17 protein-coding genes are annotated in these 15,804 nt (G+C 47.5%); all 17 read left to right on the plus strand.

The genetic code is table 11. The annotated features are described in order from the left end of the window. The first annotated feature begins 13 nt into the window (after positions 1 to 13). The 17 genes from flhF (at position 14) to ACLIIY_RS03175 (ending at position 15,803) form a co-directional block, all read left to right on the plus strand. Positions 14 to 1,525 carry a flagellar biosynthesis protein FlhF gene (gene flhF / locus ACLIIY_RS03095; RefSeq protein ID WP_009707369.1) on the plus strand — a complete coding sequence of 504 codons (1,512 nt, stop codon included), beginning with the start codon at positions 14 to 16 and terminating at the stop codon, positions 1,523 to 1,525. Positions 1,526 to 1,539: 14 nt separating this feature from the next. Continuing rightward, on the plus strand, positions 1,540 to 2,427 hold the full coding sequence (locus tag ACLIIY_RS03100; protein WP_005438708.1) for a MinD/ParA family protein: 888 nt from the start codon (positions 1,540 to 1,542) through the stop codon (positions 2,425 to 2,427). Beyond that, positions 2,420 to 3,154, plus strand: a complete 735-nt coding sequence (locus tag ACLIIY_RS03105; protein WP_005438709.1) for an RNA polymerase sigma factor FliA — start codon at positions 2,420 to 2,422, stop codon at positions 3,152 to 3,154. The genes ACLIIY_RS03100 and ACLIIY_RS03105 overlap by 8 nt, the downstream gene beginning before the upstream one ends. A gap of 45 nt (positions 3,155 to 3,199) precedes the next feature. After that, complete coding sequence (gene cheY, locus ACLIIY_RS03110) at positions 3,200 to 3,568, plus strand: chemotaxis response regulator CheY (RefSeq protein WP_017635949.1); 369 nt, start codon at positions 3,200 to 3,202, stop codon at positions 3,566 to 3,568. A gap of 119 nt (positions 3,569 to 3,687) precedes the next feature. After that, positions 3,688 to 4,428 (plus strand): protein phosphatase CheZ, encoded by a 741-nt coding sequence (locus tag ACLIIY_RS03115; RefSeq protein ID WP_005438710.1) that lies wholly within the window; start codon positions 3,688 to 3,690, stop codon positions 4,426 to 4,428. A 9-nt stretch (positions 4,429 to 4,437) separates the two neighbouring features. Next, positions 4,438 to 6,681, plus strand: coding sequence for a chemotaxis protein CheA (locus tag ACLIIY_RS03120; RefSeq protein WP_434528100.1), 2,244 nt, complete (start codon positions 4,438 to 4,440; stop codon positions 6,679 to 6,681). Positions 6,682 to 6,710: 29 nt separating this feature from the next. Then, positions 6,711 to 7,826 (plus strand): protein-glutamate methylesterase/protein-glutamine glutaminase, encoded by a 1,116-nt coding sequence (locus tag ACLIIY_RS03125; RefSeq protein WP_078608322.1) that lies wholly within the window; start codon positions 6,711 to 6,713, stop codon positions 7,824 to 7,826. An 8-nt stretch (positions 7,827 to 7,834) separates the two neighbouring features. Further along, a complete protein-coding gene (locus tag ACLIIY_RS03130; RefSeq protein ID WP_005438728.1) occupies positions 7,835 to 8,614 on the plus strand; it encodes a ParA family protein in 780 nt (259 codons plus the stop codon). Continuing rightward, positions 8,604 to 9,749: a chemotaxis protein CheW gene (locus tag ACLIIY_RS03135; RefSeq protein WP_434528101.1), complete on the plus strand. Its 1,146-nt coding sequence runs from the start codon at positions 8,604 to 8,606 to the stop codon at positions 9,747 to 9,749. The genes ACLIIY_RS03130 and ACLIIY_RS03135 overlap by 11 nt, the downstream gene beginning before the upstream one ends. 36 nt (positions 9,750 to 9,785) lie before the next feature. Then, positions 9,786 to 10,280: a chemotaxis protein CheW gene (locus tag ACLIIY_RS03140; RefSeq protein ID WP_005438733.1), complete on the plus strand. Its 495-nt coding sequence runs from the start codon at positions 9,786 to 9,788 to the stop codon at positions 10,278 to 10,280. A 14-nt stretch (positions 10,281 to 10,294) separates the two neighbouring features. Continuing rightward, complete coding sequence (locus ACLIIY_RS03145) at positions 10,295 to 10,786, plus strand: DUF2802 domain-containing protein (protein ID WP_005438735.1); 492 nt, start codon at positions 10,295 to 10,297, stop codon at positions 10,784 to 10,786. A 198-nt stretch (positions 10,787 to 10,984) separates the two neighbouring features. Beyond that, positions 10,985 to 11,602 carry a cytochrome c biogenesis heme-transporting ATPase CcmA gene (gene ccmA, locus ACLIIY_RS03150; RefSeq protein ID WP_020197085.1) on the plus strand — a complete coding sequence of 206 codons (618 nt, stop codon included), beginning with the start codon at positions 10,985 to 10,987 and terminating at the stop codon, positions 11,600 to 11,602. A gap of 1 nt (position 11,603) precedes the next feature. Beyond that, positions 11,604 to 12,272, plus strand: a complete 669-nt coding sequence (gene ccmB / locus ACLIIY_RS03155; protein ID WP_005438746.1) for a heme exporter protein CcmB — start codon at positions 11,604 to 11,606, stop codon at positions 12,270 to 12,272. Positions 12,273 to 12,380: 108 nt separating this feature from the next. Beyond that, positions 12,381 to 13,124, plus strand: a complete 744-nt coding sequence (locus ACLIIY_RS03160) for a heme ABC transporter permease (RefSeq protein WP_009707361.1) — start codon at positions 12,381 to 12,383, stop codon at positions 13,122 to 13,124. Between the two features lie 11 nt (positions 13,125 to 13,135). Next, entirely contained in the window at positions 13,136 to 13,342 is a 207-nt protein-coding gene (gene ccmD / locus ACLIIY_RS03165) for a heme exporter protein CcmD (protein ID WP_005433154.1), read from the plus strand. After that, the gene (gene ccmE, locus ACLIIY_RS03170) at positions 13,339 to 13,824 is read left to right on the plus strand and encodes a cytochrome c maturation protein CcmE (RefSeq protein ID WP_005438749.1); all 486 of its coding nucleotides are present in this window, start codon (positions 13,339 to 13,341) and stop codon (positions 13,822 to 13,824) included. Before ccmD ends, ccmE begins: the two co-directional genes overlap by 4 nt. Further along, positions 13,821 to 15,803 (plus strand): heme lyase CcmF/NrfE family subunit, encoded by a 1,983-nt coding sequence (locus ACLIIY_RS03175; RefSeq protein ID WP_039842472.1) that lies wholly within the window; start codon positions 13,821 to 13,823, stop codon positions 15,801 to 15,803. Before ccmE ends, ACLIIY_RS03175 begins: the two co-directional genes overlap by 4 nt. Position 15,804: the final 1 nt, after the last annotated feature.

Genomic DNA, 15,804 nt, shown 5'->3' on the forward strand with positions numbered 1-15,804 from the left:
ATGGATTTATAGTTTGAAAATTAAACGATTTTTTGCCAAAGACATGCGAACAGCGCTGCTCCAAGTGAAAGAAGAGCTTGGTGCAGAAGCGGTGATCATGTCGAATAAGAAAGTGGCAGGCGGTGTAGAGATCGTAGCGGCAATCGACGGCGAGTCCAATGCAGCTCCGACTTCACAGGCGCACTCTCTTCCTAACCGTGGCGCAGCTCAACCAAATCGTTATAGCGAACAACGTCAATTGCCGTCATCTGCAGCAGAGCGTTATCAAGATCGCCGTTTGGATGAAGACAGAATTAGCCTAAACGCGAACAATGAAAAATCAGGCTCAATGACGCAACGTTTCGCGAACATGCTCAAGCAATACAGCAATGGTGCTGCTGAGTCAGATGACCATGTGGCAGAGAACGAAGATTCTTTGTCGGCATTACTGCAGCGCCAAAACAAGCATCGTGAAAGCTATAACCAAGAAAAGCCAGCGCCATATCAACCCGATTCGCCACTGGCGAAGTTGATTGCACAAGACAACCGATTTGAGCGCCCAACACCTAAGTTGGATCCAACACGCTATGACCGTCGTCGTCCGTCGGATGAGCGAGAAGAGTCTAGTAGTGAATTAGAGAACATGCGCGAAGAGATGACATCAATTCGTCGTTTGTTGGAGCACCAAGTTTCCGGTCTGATGTGGCAAGAGGTTGAACGCCGTGAACCATTGCGCGCGATGCTGATTAAGCGTCTTGAGCGAATGGGCGTTTCTCCGGAGTTGGCAGATCAAATGGCTTGCTACATTCCAGAAGACACTAAGCCGGCGCGAGCGTGGAAGGCATTGCTTTCTCTCGTGGCGGATCAAATCAGCATTCCAAAACAAGACATCTTGAAGCGTGGTGGTGTGGTTGCACTGCTTGGGCCGACAGGTGTTGGTAAAACCACCACGGTTGCAAAGCTTGCAGCGCGTGCGGCAATGGAGTTTGGTGCCGACAATGTCGCCCTTGTGACAACAGATACATATCGCATAGGTGCACATGAGCAGCTCTCAATTTACGGAAGAATTATGGGTTGTCCTGTAAGAGTTGCTAAAGATTCTAACGAGTTAGCCGATGTTATATATCAGCTAAGAAACAGAAGACTGATTTTGGTCGATACGGCAGGGATGGGGCAGCGAGACGTAAGACTCTCTGAGCAGCTCGATACCTTGATGCAAGAGAGCGGAGAAGTGATTCACAGCTACCTTGTTTTGCCAGCTACCGCACAACGTCGTGTTCTACAAGAAACACTGGATCATTTCCGACGCATTCCGCTGTCGGGCTGTATTTTGACTAAGCTTGATGAATCATTAAGTCTTGGCGAATTCATCAGCGTGGTGATTCAGAACGCGATGCCAGTGGCTTATATTGCCAATGGCCAGCGCGTACCAGAAGACATTGTGATAGCACAACCAAAATACATGATTGCGAAAGCAAATGAACTGTTAGAGAAGTCGACAGAGAACGAACCTCACTTTTGGAACAGTGACAGCGAAGGACTCTAGGGCGGCGGACTACTATGACTGAGAATATGATACACGATCAAGCAAGCGGCCTCCGTCGCTTAACACAACCATCATTGACTAAGGTAATTGCTGTTACTGGCGGTAAAGGTGGTGTGGGTAAATCAAACGTAACACTGGGTCTGGCGATTTGTATGGCGCGCCAAGGCAAAAAGGTGATGGTTCTCGACGCGGACTTAGGTCTGGCGAATGTGGACGTTATGCTCGGAATCCGTTCAAAACGTAACCTAGGGCATGTCCTTGCGGGTGAATGTGAGCTAAAAGATGCGATTGTTGAAGGCCCTTATGGTATAAAGATAGTCCCTGCAACTTCTGGCACACAAAGCATGACCGAGCTGTCTCACGCTCAACATGCTGGACTCATCCGTGCATTTGGTAGTCTTGAAGAAGAAATGGACGTACTGCTGATTGATACAGCAGCGGGCATTTCTGACATGGTAATTAGCTTTTCACGTGCAGCTCAAGATGTTGTGGTTGTGGTTTGCGATGAGCCAACTTCAATCACCGATGCCTACGCATTAATCAAGCTGTTGAGTAAAGAACATCAGGTTCAGCGCTTCAAAGTTGTTGCAAATATGGTCAGAAGCTACCGTGAAGGCAGAGAATTATTCGCAAAGTTGACTCTAGTCACAGAGCGCTTCTTGAATGTCAGCCTCGAACTCGTAGCATGTATTCCATTGGATGACAAAGTACGTCAAGCCGTGAAAAGACAGAAGATTGTTGTGGATGCATTCCCTCGTTCTCCTGCGGCTTTAGCGATCAGCTCATTAGCGAACAAAGCACTGACGTGGCCACTGCCTAAGACACCAAGTGGACACCTAGAATTTTTCGTTGAAAGGTTGCTAAATCGTACTGAATTGGCAGAGGACCCTTTTGGTGAATAAAGCGATTACCTATGACCAACATGGCAAATTTAATAGCCAGCAGGCGTTCATTGAACGTTACTCGGTGTTGGTTAAGCGTATTGCTCATCACCTGTTAGGCCGTTTACCGCCGAGTGTTCAGGTAGAAGATTTAATTCAGGCCGGCATGATCGGCCTTATCGAAGCTCAGCAGAATTATGATGGTTCTAAAGGTGCGAGCTTTGAAACTTATGCAGGTATCCGAATTCGCGGTGCAATGTTGGATGACATTCGCAAAGGCGACTGGGTACCTCGTTCTGTTCATAAGAACAACCGCGAAATTAACCAAGCGATCGCAGAGCTGGAAGGTGTACTAAATCGTGACCCATCGGACTCAGAAGTAGCAGCACATCTCGGCATGACACTAGACCAATATCATAGTGCGCTTACCGACATAAACTGTTCAAAACTGGTGGGAATTGAAGATTTAGGCGTCTCTGATGATGTGATTTCACCGGCTGATGAAACCGATGACAGCAACCCATTTAAGGGCGTTGCTGATGAATCGTTCAAAAAAGCACTGGTTGAATCAATAAAACAGCTTCCAGAGCGTGAAGCGCTAGTACTTTCGCTTTATTATGACGAAGAACTCAATTTGAAAGAGATTGGCGATGTGTTGGGCGTAAGCGAATCTCGCGTAAGTCAAATACTGAGTCAATCGATGCAACGTTTACGCACCAAGCTCAGTGCGTGGACACAAAATGACTAAACACACTGATTTTACGATTCAGTGGAGGCAATTTTGAATAAAAACATGAAGATCCTTATTGTTGATGATTTCTCAACAATGCGCCGTATTGTTAAAAACCTGCTTCGTGACTTGGGTTTCAATAACACTCAAGAAGCGGATGATGGTTTAACTGCATTACCTATGCTGAAAAAAGGTGACTTCGACTTTGTTGTAACTGACTGGAACATGCCAGGTATGCAAGGCATCGACCTGCTTAAACACATCCGTGCGGATGCAGAACTTAAGCACCTACCTGTTCTAATGATCACAGCTGAAGCAAAGCGTGAGCAGATCATCGAAGCAGCTCAAGCAGGCGTTAACGGTTACATCGTTAAGCCGTTTACTGCTGCAACACTAAAAGAAAAATTAGATAAAATTTTCGAACGTTTATAACTCTCTCTTTCTCTTTGTTAATCGAGTCATCACTCCTAATACCTAATACTAAAGGGTGGCTCGTTTGACGCTAAAAAAGCGAAAAGAAAGAACTAAACGTAAAAAAGGGTCTATTCAGGATGATCTCACTAGAGCAGGCGAAGTCGCTCGTTCAGATGCTAGAAAACGGGGAACAGGACCAAGCAAATGCGCTTGTTGCCTCGATATATGAAAGCGATGGGAATCCGATGCTAAAAGAAATCGGAACATTAACCCGCGACCTTCATGATTCACTTAAGCACTTCAACATCGATCAACGCATGACAGAAATTGCCAGGGCGGAAATCCCTGATGCAAGAGACCGTCTGCAATATGTGATTGATAAAACTGAGTTAGCAGCAAATAAAACGATGGATGCGGTTGAGTGCTGCTTGCCTATCGCCGATAACCTGCATGAGTGCCTTCAACAAGTTCGCCCTCAATGGAACGAACTCATGCACGGACGCATTGAATTAAGCGATTTCAAAGCGCTTTGCCATCGTATCGACGAGCTGTTAGTTCAAGTCGAAGGTGATAGCACTGAATTGCGCGGTCAGCTGACCGAAATTCTTATGGCACAAGACTTCCAAGACTTAACGGGTCAAATCATTCGCCGCGTGATCACGCTTGTCAATGAAGTGGAAGATCGCCTGGTTGAGATCTTGACCGTCTTTTCTGGCAATAAACCAGAAGAACAGACTCAAGTTTTGCCAGAACCGTCAGATAAAAAGATTAAACAATCAAGCGAAGCAGAAGGCCCAATTCTTAACCCTGAGCAAAGGGAAGATGCGGTCTCGTCGCAGGACGAAGTCGACGACTTGTTGTCCAGTCTTGGATTTTAAAGGTAACGTATGAGCTACGATTTAGACGAAGATATTCTTCAGGACTTTCTAATTGAGGCTGGGGAAATCCTTGAGCTGCTGTCTGAGCAGTTAGTTGAACTGGAAAATAATCCAGAAGACAAAGATCTCCTAAACGCGATTTTCCGCGGTTTCCACACGGTGAAAGGTGGTGCTGGTTTCCTATCATTGGCAGAACTGGTTGATACCTGTCACGGTGCTGAGAACGTGTTCGACGTGTTGCGAAACGGTCAACGTTCAGTGACGCCAAGCCTAATGGACACCATGCTGAAAGCGCTTGATACGGTTAACCATCAATTCCAAGCGGTTCAAGATCGTGAGCCACTAGATGCGGCGGATCCTGCGTTGCTAGAAGAGCTTCACCGCCTATGCAAACCAGAGTCTGAAGACGAAGTGGTCGCTGCTGTTGAAGCGCCAGTCGTAACACCAGAACCTGTGATTCCTGAGCCAGTCATCGAACAACCTGCTGCGCCAGTTGAGCCTGCGCCTGCATCTTCAAGTGTTGGCTCTGTTGACGAAATCACTCAAGACGAATTTGAAAAGCTATTGGACGAGCTGCACGGTAAAGGTACTGCTCCGGGGGCGTCAGCGCCAGTAGCTCCAGCTGCGCCTGTTCAGGCAAGTGCGCCTGCGGCAGATAGCGGCGATATTACTGATGATGAATTTGAACGTCTATTGGACGAGCTACACGGTGTCGGCAAAAGCCCATCAGCATCAGATGTTGCTCCAGTAGAACCACCAAAAGCACCAGAACCGGTTGCACCAGCGGCATCTTCATTCTCAAACGACAGCGACTTAATGACGGATGAAGAGTTTGAGAAGTTACTTGATGAACTACACGGTGCTGGTAAAGGACCGACTCTTGAAGAGTTAGACTTTGCAACCAAACCTGCATCGGCAAACGTGGCACCAGAAGCGCCAAAAGCAGAACCAGCTCCTGCACCTCAACCAGCTCCAGTAGCGGCTGCGCCTTCTCCTGCACCAGCTCCTAAGCCAGAAGCAAAACCGGTTGCGGTAAAAGAAGAAGCGAAAGCGCCAGCGGTTAAGAAGCCACAAGCAGAAGCAACTGTACGTGTTGATACTTCGACACTAGACACCATCATGAACATGGTGGGTGAGCTTGTATTGGTACGTAACCGTCTACTAAGCCTTGGTTTGAACAGCAACGACGAAGAAATGTCGAAAGCGGTAGCAAACCTAGACGTCGTGACTGCAGACCTTCAAGGTGCAGTGATGAAAACGCGCATGCAGCCAATCAAGAAAGTATTTGGCCGTTTCCCACGCGTTGTTCGCGACTTGGCACGTAACCTAAATAAAGACATCGTGCTTGAAATGCGCGGTGAAGAAACCGACCTAGATAAAAACCTTGTAGAGGCGCTTGCGGATCCATTGATCCACTTGGTGCGCAATTCGGTTGACCATGGTATCGAAATGCCAGACGACCGCGCGAAAGCAGGTAAATCTCGTACTGGTAAAGTGATCCTGTCTGCATCACAAGAAGGTGATCATATCGAACTGGCTATCGTTGACGATGGCGGCGGTATGGACCCGAACAAACTTCGTGGCATCGCGGTGAAACGCGGCATGATGGACGAAGATGCGGCAGCACGCCTGTCAGATAAAGAGTGTTTCAACCTGATCTTTGCACCAGGCTTCTCAAGCAAAGAGAAGATTTCAGATATCTCTGGTCGTGGTGTAGGTATGGACGTGGTTAAAACCGCAATCAACACCCTAAACGGCTCTATCGATATCGACTCTGAGCTAGGCAAGGGCACTAAGATCACCATCAAAGTTCCACTAACACTGGCGATTCTTCCAACACTGATGGTTGGTGTAGGCGGTCATCCGTTTGCTCTGCCACTGGCGTCGGTGAACGAGATTTTCCACCTAGATCTAAGCCGCACTAACGTGGTCGATGGTCAGTTGACGATCATCGTGCGTGATAAATCTATCCCATTGTTCTACCTACAAAATTGGTTGGCTTCTAAGTCTCCACGTGTACAAGAGCGTACAGGCCACGGTCATGTTGTTATCGTACAGATCGGTAGCCAACGCGTTGGTTTTGTAGTGGATACATTGATCGGCCAAGAAGAAGTGGTGATCAAGCCGCTAGATAACCTATTGCAAGGCACGCCAGGTATGGCAGGTGCGACGATCACCAGTGATGGCCACATCGCATTGATTCTTGATGTGCCAGACCTACTTAAGCAATACGCTGCAGCTTCGCGCATCTAAGCGAAGCTGGAGTCGATAAAAGGAATAAAATGGCGATTAAAGTACTAGTCGTTGATGATTCGAGTTTTTTCCGTCGTCGCGTTAGCGAAATCATCAACTCAGAATCGCGCCTAGAAGTGATTGACGTTGCGGTTAACGGCAGAGAAGCGGTTGAGAAAGCCAAAACTCTCAAGCCTGACGTCATCACGATGGATATTGAAATGCCAGTCATGGATGGTATCACTGCCGTTCGTGAAATCATGGCTGCGTCTCCTACGCCAATCCTGATGTTTTCGTCCCTGACTCACGATGGGGCGAAAGCAACGCTTGACGCACTAGATGCGGGTGCGTTGGATTTCTTACCGAAAAAGTTCGAAGACATTGCCCGCAACCGTGATGAAGCAGTGTCACTGCTTCAACAGCGAGTGATTCAAATTGCGTCTAAGCGCGCGTTTATGCGTCGTCCAATTGCGCGACCAGCGACTGCTGCGACCAGTTCAACAGCGCGTCCTTTGACTTCTCGCACTGCTGCGCCGACTGCATCTGCGCCAAGCCGTCCGATGGCAGCGAAATTCCGCGCATCAGGTAAGAAGTATCAGCTAACAGCGATTGGTACGTCGACTGGCGGCCCTGTTGCGCTACAAAAAATTCTGACTCGTTTGCCAGTTAACTATCCACATCCAATCGTGCTTATCCAGCACATGCCAGCGACATTCACAGCGGCATTTGCAAGTCGTCTTAACACGCTATGCAAAATCCAAGTGAAAGAAGCGCAAGATGGTGATGTGTTACAAGCGGGTGTGGCTTATCTTGCCCCAGGCGGCAAACAGATGATGGTTGACGGCCGTGCTGGTGCTGCTCGTCTTCGTATTATCGATGGCGGCGATCGTATGAACTACAAACCGTGTGTCGATGTAACCTTCGGCTCTGCTGCAAAAGTCTACGGCGACAAAGTGTTGTCGATGGTACTGACAGGCATGGGCGCAGATGGTCGTGAAGGCGCACGTATGCTGAAATCAGCAGGTTCCACCATTTGGGCTCAAGACGAAGAAAGTTGCGTCGTTTATGGCATGCCACAAGCGGTTGCGAAAGCGGGCATCTCTACTGAAGATTTACCACTTGAACGCATTGCAGAACGCATGCTGGTGGAAGTGGGCTTAGCGTAGGAAAGATCATGATCGTTTGGAGTGTAGCAAACCAAAAAGGTGGGGTAGGTAAAACCACATCAACCGTGACATTAGCTGGTTTATTGAGCCAAAAAGGTCACCGAGTGTTGATGGTGGATACCGATCCGCACGCGTCGCTGACGACTTATCTTGGTTATGATCCGGATGCCGTAACAACAAGCTTGTTCGATCTTTTTCAGCTGAAGACGTTTTCACGTGAGACGGTAAAGCCGTTGATCTTAGAAACGGATCTTGAAGGTATGGACATCATTCCTGCGCACATGTCGCTTGCTACGCTAGACCGCGTAATGGGCAACCGAAGCGGAATGGGTTTGATCTTGAAGCGTGCGTTACAAGCGGTTGCACAAGACTACGATTATGTGTTGATTGACTGTCCGCCGATTCTTGGTGTGATGATGGTTAACGCACTAGCAGCCAGTGACCGCATCTTGATTCCGGTTCAAACTGAATTTCTTGCGATGAAAGGTTTGGAGCGCATGATTCGCACTCTGACCATCATGCAAAAGTCTCGTCCGGGCGGCTTCAAAGTGACTATCGTACCGACTATGTACGATAAGCGCACGAAAGCCTCTTTGCAGACACTGACTCAGCTTAAGAAAGACTACCCAAATCAAGTGTGGACTTCAGCAGTACCGATTGACACCAAATTCCGCGATGCGAGCTTAAAGCATCTGCCAGCTTCGCATTTTGCGTCTGGTAGTCGTGGCGTGTTCGCTTACAAGCAACTGTTGATTTACTTGGAGAGGTTAGCGTTCGATGAGCAATAACGACGTACTTTCCAGTGAACAAGCACTTGATGATTACTTCAGTGCTTTGCTTGGCGAAGAGGTCGAAGTTATTGGGCAAGAAGAAGAGCTTGACTTGCTCGCTCAAGAACTATCATCTGCAGAGCCAGAGCCAGAGCCAGAGCCAGAGCCAGAGCCAGAGCCAGAGCCAGAGCCAGAGCCAGAGCCAGAGCCAGAGCCAGAGCCAGAGCCAGAGCCAGAGCCAGAGCCAGAGCCAGAGCAAAAATTACAGCTGCAATACGCAGAACCGGAGTCGTATCAATACAGTGATTCGTACTCGCCAGAATTAGAAGCGCCTAATCTGGAAGACGTTCAGCGATTGCTTAGCCAACTTGAGTCCACCAATGTGGTGGCAGAGTTGGATATCGATGACATTCTGGAACAAAACACCATTGATATTGCGACTGAAGCAAAAGCAATGGAGACAGAAGTTGAAATCGAAACAGCGGTGGAAACCGTTGAAGAAATTCAAGAGTGGGTGATCGACGAAGAGCCAGCACCGACTGTTGAGGTTGAACAACCTGAGCCAGTTTGGGAGCAACCAGAAATTGAAATGGTTGAACTCACAGTTGATGTCGAAGTGGAGATTGAGCAGCACACTGAGACAGAAACCGAACTGGAAACCGAAGCGGGTGCAAAGTTACCCAATACTTGGGAGAGCACGCAGCGTAGCGCGGACTTTCAAGTGCTTTACTTTGATGTAAATGGTGTGACTTTTGCGGTGCCGCTTGATGAGTTAGGTGGTATTCACCGCATCACAGAGCTGAACCACTTGATTGGTCGCCCTGCATGGTACTTAGGTTTACAAACCAGTCGTGAGCAACAATTTGATGTCGTCGACACTGCAAAGTGGGTGATGGCGGATAAGCTTCGCGACGATAACTACAAAGATAACTACCAATACGTCGTCATGCTTGGTGAAAGCATGTGGGGGTTGGCCAGTAACCAATTGATGGGGACTGAAACGCTCAATATCGACAAAGTCCGTTGGCGTGAACAAGCAGGCAAACGCCCTTGGCTAGCGGGCATGGTGAAAGAAAAAATGTGTGCTTTAATTCATGTCCAAGCACTTATAGACATGCTAAACGCGGGTTTAGATGTAAAATCACTGAATTAGATTTTTGGTCGGGAACGACATTAACGAGGATTAACTATGTCTCAAGCTTTTGAAGTAGAAGTGAAGAAAGATACATCGAACGACGAAGTTCTTCAGTGGGTGACGTTCCAACTAGAAGAAGAAACGTACGGCATTAACGTAATGCAAGTTCGTGAAGTTCTTCGCTACACAGAAATCGCTCCAGTTCCAGGTGCGCCAGATTACGTGCTAGGTATTATCAACCTACGTGGCAACGTTGTAACGGTTATCGATACACGTTCACGTTTTGGCCTAATGGAAGGCGAAGTAACAGACAACACGCGTATCATCGTGATTGAGTCTGAGCGTCAAGTTATCGGTATTCTAGTAGACAGCGTTGCTGAAGTGGTTTACCTACGTTCTTCTGAGATCGATACAACACCTTCTGTAGGTACTGACGAAAGCGCGAAGTTCATCCAAGGCGTAAGCAACCGTGACGGTAAGTTGCTTATCCTTGTTGATTTGAACAAGCTGCTAACTGATGACGAATGGGATGAGATGGCTCACCTATAATTGGCTGATGAATCATGGCTGAAGAAACCTTGCTATCTTTGCCGCTCATATTGGGTGGCCTAGCGTTTGTATTCTTAGTGCTGCTTTTGCTTCAACTGCGCGTGCGTGCGGGTTTGCAAAAGCAGATGGATCAGCAACGTGCACAGTCACGCCATGCTGACAAAGAAACACAAAAACTAAACAAGCAACTGTTGGAAGTGCGTTCAGTGGTGGTAGGCCTAGGTCAAAAAGTGACTGAACAACAAGATGTGATTCAACATCTTAATGAACGCATTCGTGAACTTGAACACGCAGATACAGACGGACGTTTGTACAGCCGCGCTTCGAAAATGGTTCAACTTGGTGCCGACATCAATGAGTTGATTGAAGAGTGTGAATTGCCAAAAGCAGAAGCAGAATTGATGCTTTCGCTGCAGAAAAAACTGGCAGGGAAAGAGAAAATCCCACCGCTAAGTAGTCAACCCTCTGATGACCCGACTTATCCACCCCGTGGAAGACGTCGATAAAGATTAAAAAAGAAGCTTCGGCTTCTTTTTTTATTTTTAAAATAAAAACTTATAATCACTTATGGTTATTTTTATCAAAATGTGACTATAAGTTAACAAAAACTCACGAACTTACATACATCATCGCTTTCTTATCCTGTTTTGTCACAACTAAGCTGTGCTAATATAGCGGCTCGTTCATTTTTTAGTTGAAGCCCTATGTTAGAAGTCTCTAACCTAACTGCGATCCGTGATGACAGGGTCCTGTTTGAAAACCTGCAATTCGAAATCAAGCCTGGTGAATTGGTCCAGATTGAAGGACGCAACGGCACAGGCAAAACCACATTGCTGCGTATCGTTACAGGGTTAGGGGACAGAGAAGAAGGCACCATTAAATGGAAAGGCGAAGAGGTTGAAAAATCTCGTGACGTTTTCCATCAAGACCTTCTGTTCTTAGGGCATCAAACTGGCGTTAAACGCGAACTTACCGCGTTTGAAAACCTGCGCTTTTACCAATCTATCCATAATAATCGCTCCTCCGATGAAGAAATCTTTGCTGCTTTAGCCCAAGTAGGGCTTGCGGGTCGAGAAGATGTGCCTGTAGCACAGCTTTCTGCTGGCCAACAGCGTCGTGTGGCGTTGGCAAGGCTTTGGCTAAGCAACCAAATCCTATGGATTCTGGACGAACCTTTAACTGCAATCGACAAACAAGGCGTGAAAGTGCTAGAGGCATTGTTTGTTAGCCATGCTGACAATGGCGGCATCGTCGTGCTAACCACGCACCAAGATATGTTTGCAGACAGCCCGAAACTTAGAAAAATAAAACTGGGTGATTGATATGATTTCGGCCATGACAACCATTATTCGCCGCGAGCTTCTGATCGCATTTCGTCGTCAAGCGGACATTTTGAACCCATTGTGGTTCTTCATCATTGTGATCACACTTTTCCCTCTTAGCATAGGTCCTGAGCCTAATTTGTTAGCACGTATTGCAGCTGGCATTGTTTGGGTTGCTGCTCTGCTGTCCGCCTTATTATCATTAGAGCGTCTATTCCGTGATGATTTTCAAGACGGCGCACTAGAGCAAATGATGCTAATGCCAATTCCATTGCAACTTGTTGTGATTTCTAAGGTCATAGCTCACTGGTTGCTAACGGGATTGCCTCTGATTTTAATCAGCCCATTGTTGGCAATTCTGCTTTCTCTTGATTTCAACACTTGGCTGTCTGTCGTACTGACTCTAGTGATTGGTACGCCGACGTTGAGTTTTATCGGTGCCATTGGTGTGGCACTGACGGTTGGGTTGCAAAAAGGCGGCGTTCTTTTGAGTTTGCTCATTCTTCCGCTCTACATCCCAATTCTGATTTTCGCTACGTCCGCGATTGATGCTGCAGCACTAGGTATGGCGTATAACGGACAACTGGCGATTTTAGGCGCAATGTTGATGGGGGCTGTCACCCTCACACCGTTTGCTATCAGCGCAGCACTGCGAGTTAGTGTTAACTAACTCAATAAATGCGATTTAAGCGACGTTTGATCAAAGAATTATTATTAAAGCACTGCTACGGTCTCGGCCCTCTGGACAGTGTCCCTGAAGTAAGAGTGAGAACTTAACATGTGGAAATGGCTACATCCTTATGCCAAGCCTGAAGCAGCTTATCACCTGAGTGGTAAGTTCCTACCTTGGTTTTCTGTATTGGCCCTCGTATGCCTAACAGTTGGTACTGTCTGGGGCCTTGCATTTGCGCCTTCTGATTACCAACAAGGTGACAGTTTCCGAATTATCTACATCCATGTACCTTCGGCTATTTGGTCGATGGGTGTTTACATGTCGATGGCCATTGCCGCATTTATCGGCTTGGTTTGGCAAGTGCGCCTGTCTGACATGGCAGCATTGGCTATGGCGCCGATAGGTGCAGTATTCACCTTTATTGCTCTACTAACGGGTGCCGTTTGGGGCAAACCTATGTGGGGTACTTGGTGGGTATGGGATGCACGCCTTACTTCCGAATTAATTCTTCTATTTTTGTACCTTGGTGTTATTGCACTTTACCACGCATTTGATGACCAAAAGACCGCCGCAAAAGCCGCAGGTATTTTGGCTATCGTTGGTGTGGTGAATCTACCAATTATCCACTTCTCAGTTGAGTGGTGGAACACGCTTCACCAAGGCGCGACTATCACCAAATTTGAAAAACCATCGATCTCATCCAACATGCTTTGGCCTTTGTTGCTGAACATTTTTGGTTTTGCGTTCTTCTTTGGCGCGGTAACGATGGTGCGCTTCCGTAACGAAATTATCAGCAAAGAGAGTCATCGCCCTTGGGTGCAAAAACTCGCAGCTGAAAAAACTCAGTGAGGTAATTGATTATGCATTTTGATTCTCTGAGCGAACTATTTGCCATGGGTGGCTACGCAGGTTACGTATGGAGCGCGTTTGGTATTACTTTCTTGTCTATGCTCATTCTTTTGATTTCGAGTATCCGCCGTGGGGATGCGTTGTTAAAAGAAGTGAAAGCGAAAATTGATCGTCAAGCGCGTATCGACGCGGCGAAGAATATGGAGAACACGTTATGAACCCGAGACGTAAAAAGAGGCTAGGCATTGTTTTAGCGATCTTTATCGGTATTAGTGCAACCATCGGTTTGATGCTTTACGCACTGAACCAAAACATGGATCTATTCTACACGCCGACGGAATTGGTAAACGGTAAGCCAGACGGCACAAAGCCTGAGGTAGGCCAGCGTCTACGTATCGGTGGTATGGTTGTTGAAGGTTCAGTTCGTCGTGATCCTGAATCTCTAAAAGTAAGCTTTGAGCTGCACGATGTCGGTCCTGAAGTGACCATCGTTTATGAAGGTATCCTTCCTGACTTATTCCGTGAAGGTCAAGGTATCGTTGCTCAAGGTGTTCTTGAAGACGCAACAACCGTAAAAGCTTTTGAAGTGTTGGCAAAACACGATGAAGAATACATGCCACCTGAGATTGCAGAAGCGATGAAGAAGACTCATGAGCCTTTGCAGTACACAACCGAACAAAAACAAGGAAGCGGCCAATGATTGCTGAAATCGGTCACTTTGCCCTCATACTCTCGCTAGCAATGGCATTGTTGCTCAGCGTATTGCCGCTATGGGGTGCATCAAACAACAACACGATGCTGATGAACACAGCACGACCGCTTTCGTGGTCGATGTTCATCATGCTATTTTTCTCTTTCGTTATTCTGTGTTGGGGTTTCTACACCAACGACTTTACGTTGCAATACGTAGCAAGTAACTCAAACAGCCAATTGCCTTGGTACTACCGTCTGACTGCGGTTTGGGGGGCGCACGAAGGTTCATTATTGCTTTGGGTACTTATCCAAGCAGCATGGACAGTGGCGGTTGCTACTTTCAGTCGTGGCATGCCACAAGAATCGGTTGCACGTGTACTTGCGGTAATGGGCATGATCTCAGTGGGCTTCCTGCTGTTTATCATCCTGACGTCAAACCCATTCCTACGCACGTTGCCGTTCTTCCCGGTAGATGGACGTGACTTGAACCCACTTCTTCAAGACCCAGGTTTGATCGTTCACCCACCTATGCTTTACATGGGTTACGTAGGCTTCTCGGTTGCGTTCTCGTTTGCAATTGCGTCTTTGATGACTGGTCGTCTTGATACGGCTTGGGCTCGTTGGTCTCGTCCTTGGACAACCGCAGCTTGGGTATTCCTAACACTAGGTATCGCACTAGGTTCTTGGTGGGCTTACTACGAACTTGGCTGGGGGGGCTGGTGGTTCTGGGATCCAGTAGAAAACGCATCATTCATGCCTTGGCTAGCGGGTACTGCGTTGATGCACTCTCTAGCGGTAACCGAAAAACGCGGTACATTTAAAGCTTGGACAGTACTACTGGCGATCTCGGCATTCTCACTAAGTTTGTTGGGTACCTTCTTGGTTCGTTCCGGTATCTTGGTATCGGTGCACGCGTTCGCGTCTGATCCGTCACGCGGTATGTTTATTCTAGGTTTCCTAGTCTTCGTAATCGGTGGCTCACTCCTGCTATTCGCAGTGAAAGGGGCAGCGGTTCGCGTACGTGGTAATTTCGATTTGGTATCGCGTGAGAACGCGCTACTTGCTAACAACGTGCTTCTGATTGCTGCGCTAGTCGTAGTATTGGTTGGTACCTTGTTGCCATTGGTTCACAAACAAATTGGTCTTGGTTCAGTATCTATCGGTGCACCATTCTTCGACATGCTGTTCGCATGGCTGATGATGCCGTTCGCTTTCCTATTGGGTATTGGCCCTATGATTCGTTGGAAGCGCGACAATCTATCTAAGCTTATTAAGCCAATGATTGTTTCTGGTGTGCTTGCTTTCACACTAGGTGCAGTGTGCGTATTCCTGTTCGCAGACTTCTTCTCAGCGATGGCTTACATCGGTTGGGTAATGGCAATCTGGATTATTGCAATGCATGGCTTTGAGTTGTACGAGCGTGCTACTCACCGTCACAGCTTCGGCGAAGGTGTTCGTAAACTTCAACGTAGCCACTGGGCAATGATGCTTGGTCACATCGGTTTAGCTGTTACTGTGATTGGTATTGCGATGGTGCAAAACTACAGCATCGAGCGTGACGTGCGTTTGGCGCCTGGTGAGCACTTCAAGATTTACGGTTACGATTTCTACTTCTCAGGTCTACGTGACAAAGATGGTCCAAACTACGATGGTTACATCGCGGACTTTGAAATCACCAATGATGGTAAGTACGTGAACACGCTACACGCTGAAAAACGTTTCTACCGTACGGCGAAGTCAATGATGACAGAAGCAGCTATCGACCGTGGCATCACTCGCGACCTATACATCGCAATGGGTGAGCGCCTAGACGATAATCGTTCTTGGGCAGTACGTATTTACTACAAACCATTCGTTCGTTGGATCTGGGCTGGTTCATTGATCATGTCTTTAGGTGGTGCGCTTGCTATTTCTGATAGACGTTACCGCTTCCGCAAAACGGCTAAGAAAGACGAAAAGTCAAAGCTAGCGGAGAAGGAGGCATAAG

The sequence above is a fragment of the Vibrio sp. K4 genome, assembly GCF_051122595.1.
GTDB lineage: Bacteria > Pseudomonadota > Gammaproteobacteria > Enterobacterales > Vibrionaceae > Vibrio > Vibrio owensii.

Coding starts and splice junctions, on each gene's coding strand:
- ACLIIY_RS03145 (WP_005438735.1), top strand. CDS start 10,295: ATGGCTGAAGAAACCTTGCTATCTTTGCCGCTCATATTGGGTGGCCTA.
- ACLIIY_RS03115 (WP_005438710.1), top strand. CDS start 3,688: ATGATCTCACTAGAGCAGGCGAAGTCGCTCGTTCAGATGCTAGAAAAC.
- ACLIIY_RS03120 (WP_434528100.1), top strand. CDS start 4,438: ATGAGCTACGATTTAGACGAAGATATTCTTCAGGACTTTCTAATTGAG.
- ACLIIY_RS03140 (WP_005438733.1), top strand. CDS start 9,786: ATGTCTCAAGCTTTTGAAGTAGAAGTGAAGAAAGATACATCGAACGAC.
- ACLIIY_RS03175 (WP_039842472.1), top strand. CDS start 13,821: ATGATTGCTGAAATCGGTCACTTTGCCCTCATACTCTCGCTAGCAATG.
- ACLIIY_RS03100 (WP_005438708.1), top strand. CDS start 1,540: ATGACTGAGAATATGATACACGATCAAGCAAGCGGCCTCCGTCGCTTA.
- ACLIIY_RS03125 (WP_078608322.1), top strand. CDS start 6,711: ATGGCGATTAAAGTACTAGTCGTTGATGATTCGAGTTTTTTCCGTCGT.
- ccmE (WP_005438749.1), top strand. CDS start 13,339: ATGAACCCGAGACGTAAAAAGAGGCTAGGCATTGTTTTAGCGATCTTT.
- ACLIIY_RS03130 (WP_005438728.1), top strand. CDS start 7,835: ATGATCGTTTGGAGTGTAGCAAACCAAAAAGGTGGGGTAGGTAAAACC.
- ccmA (WP_020197085.1), top strand. CDS start 10,985: ATGTTAGAAGTCTCTAACCTAACTGCGATCCGTGATGACAGGGTCCTG.
- ACLIIY_RS03135 (WP_434528101.1), top strand. CDS start 8,604: ATGAGCAATAACGACGTACTTTCCAGTGAACAAGCACTTGATGATTAC.
- cheY (WP_017635949.1), top strand. CDS start 3,200: ATGAAGATCCTTATTGTTGATGATTTCTCAACAATGCGCCGTATTGTT.
- ACLIIY_RS03160 (WP_009707361.1), top strand. CDS start 12,381: ATGTGGAAATGGCTACATCCTTATGCCAAGCCTGAAGCAGCTTATCAC.
- ccmD (WP_005433154.1), top strand. CDS start 13,136: ATGCATTTTGATTCTCTGAGCGAACTATTTGCCATGGGTGGCTACGCA.
- ccmB (WP_005438746.1), top strand. CDS start 11,604: ATGATTTCGGCCATGACAACCATTATTCGCCGCGAGCTTCTGATCGCA.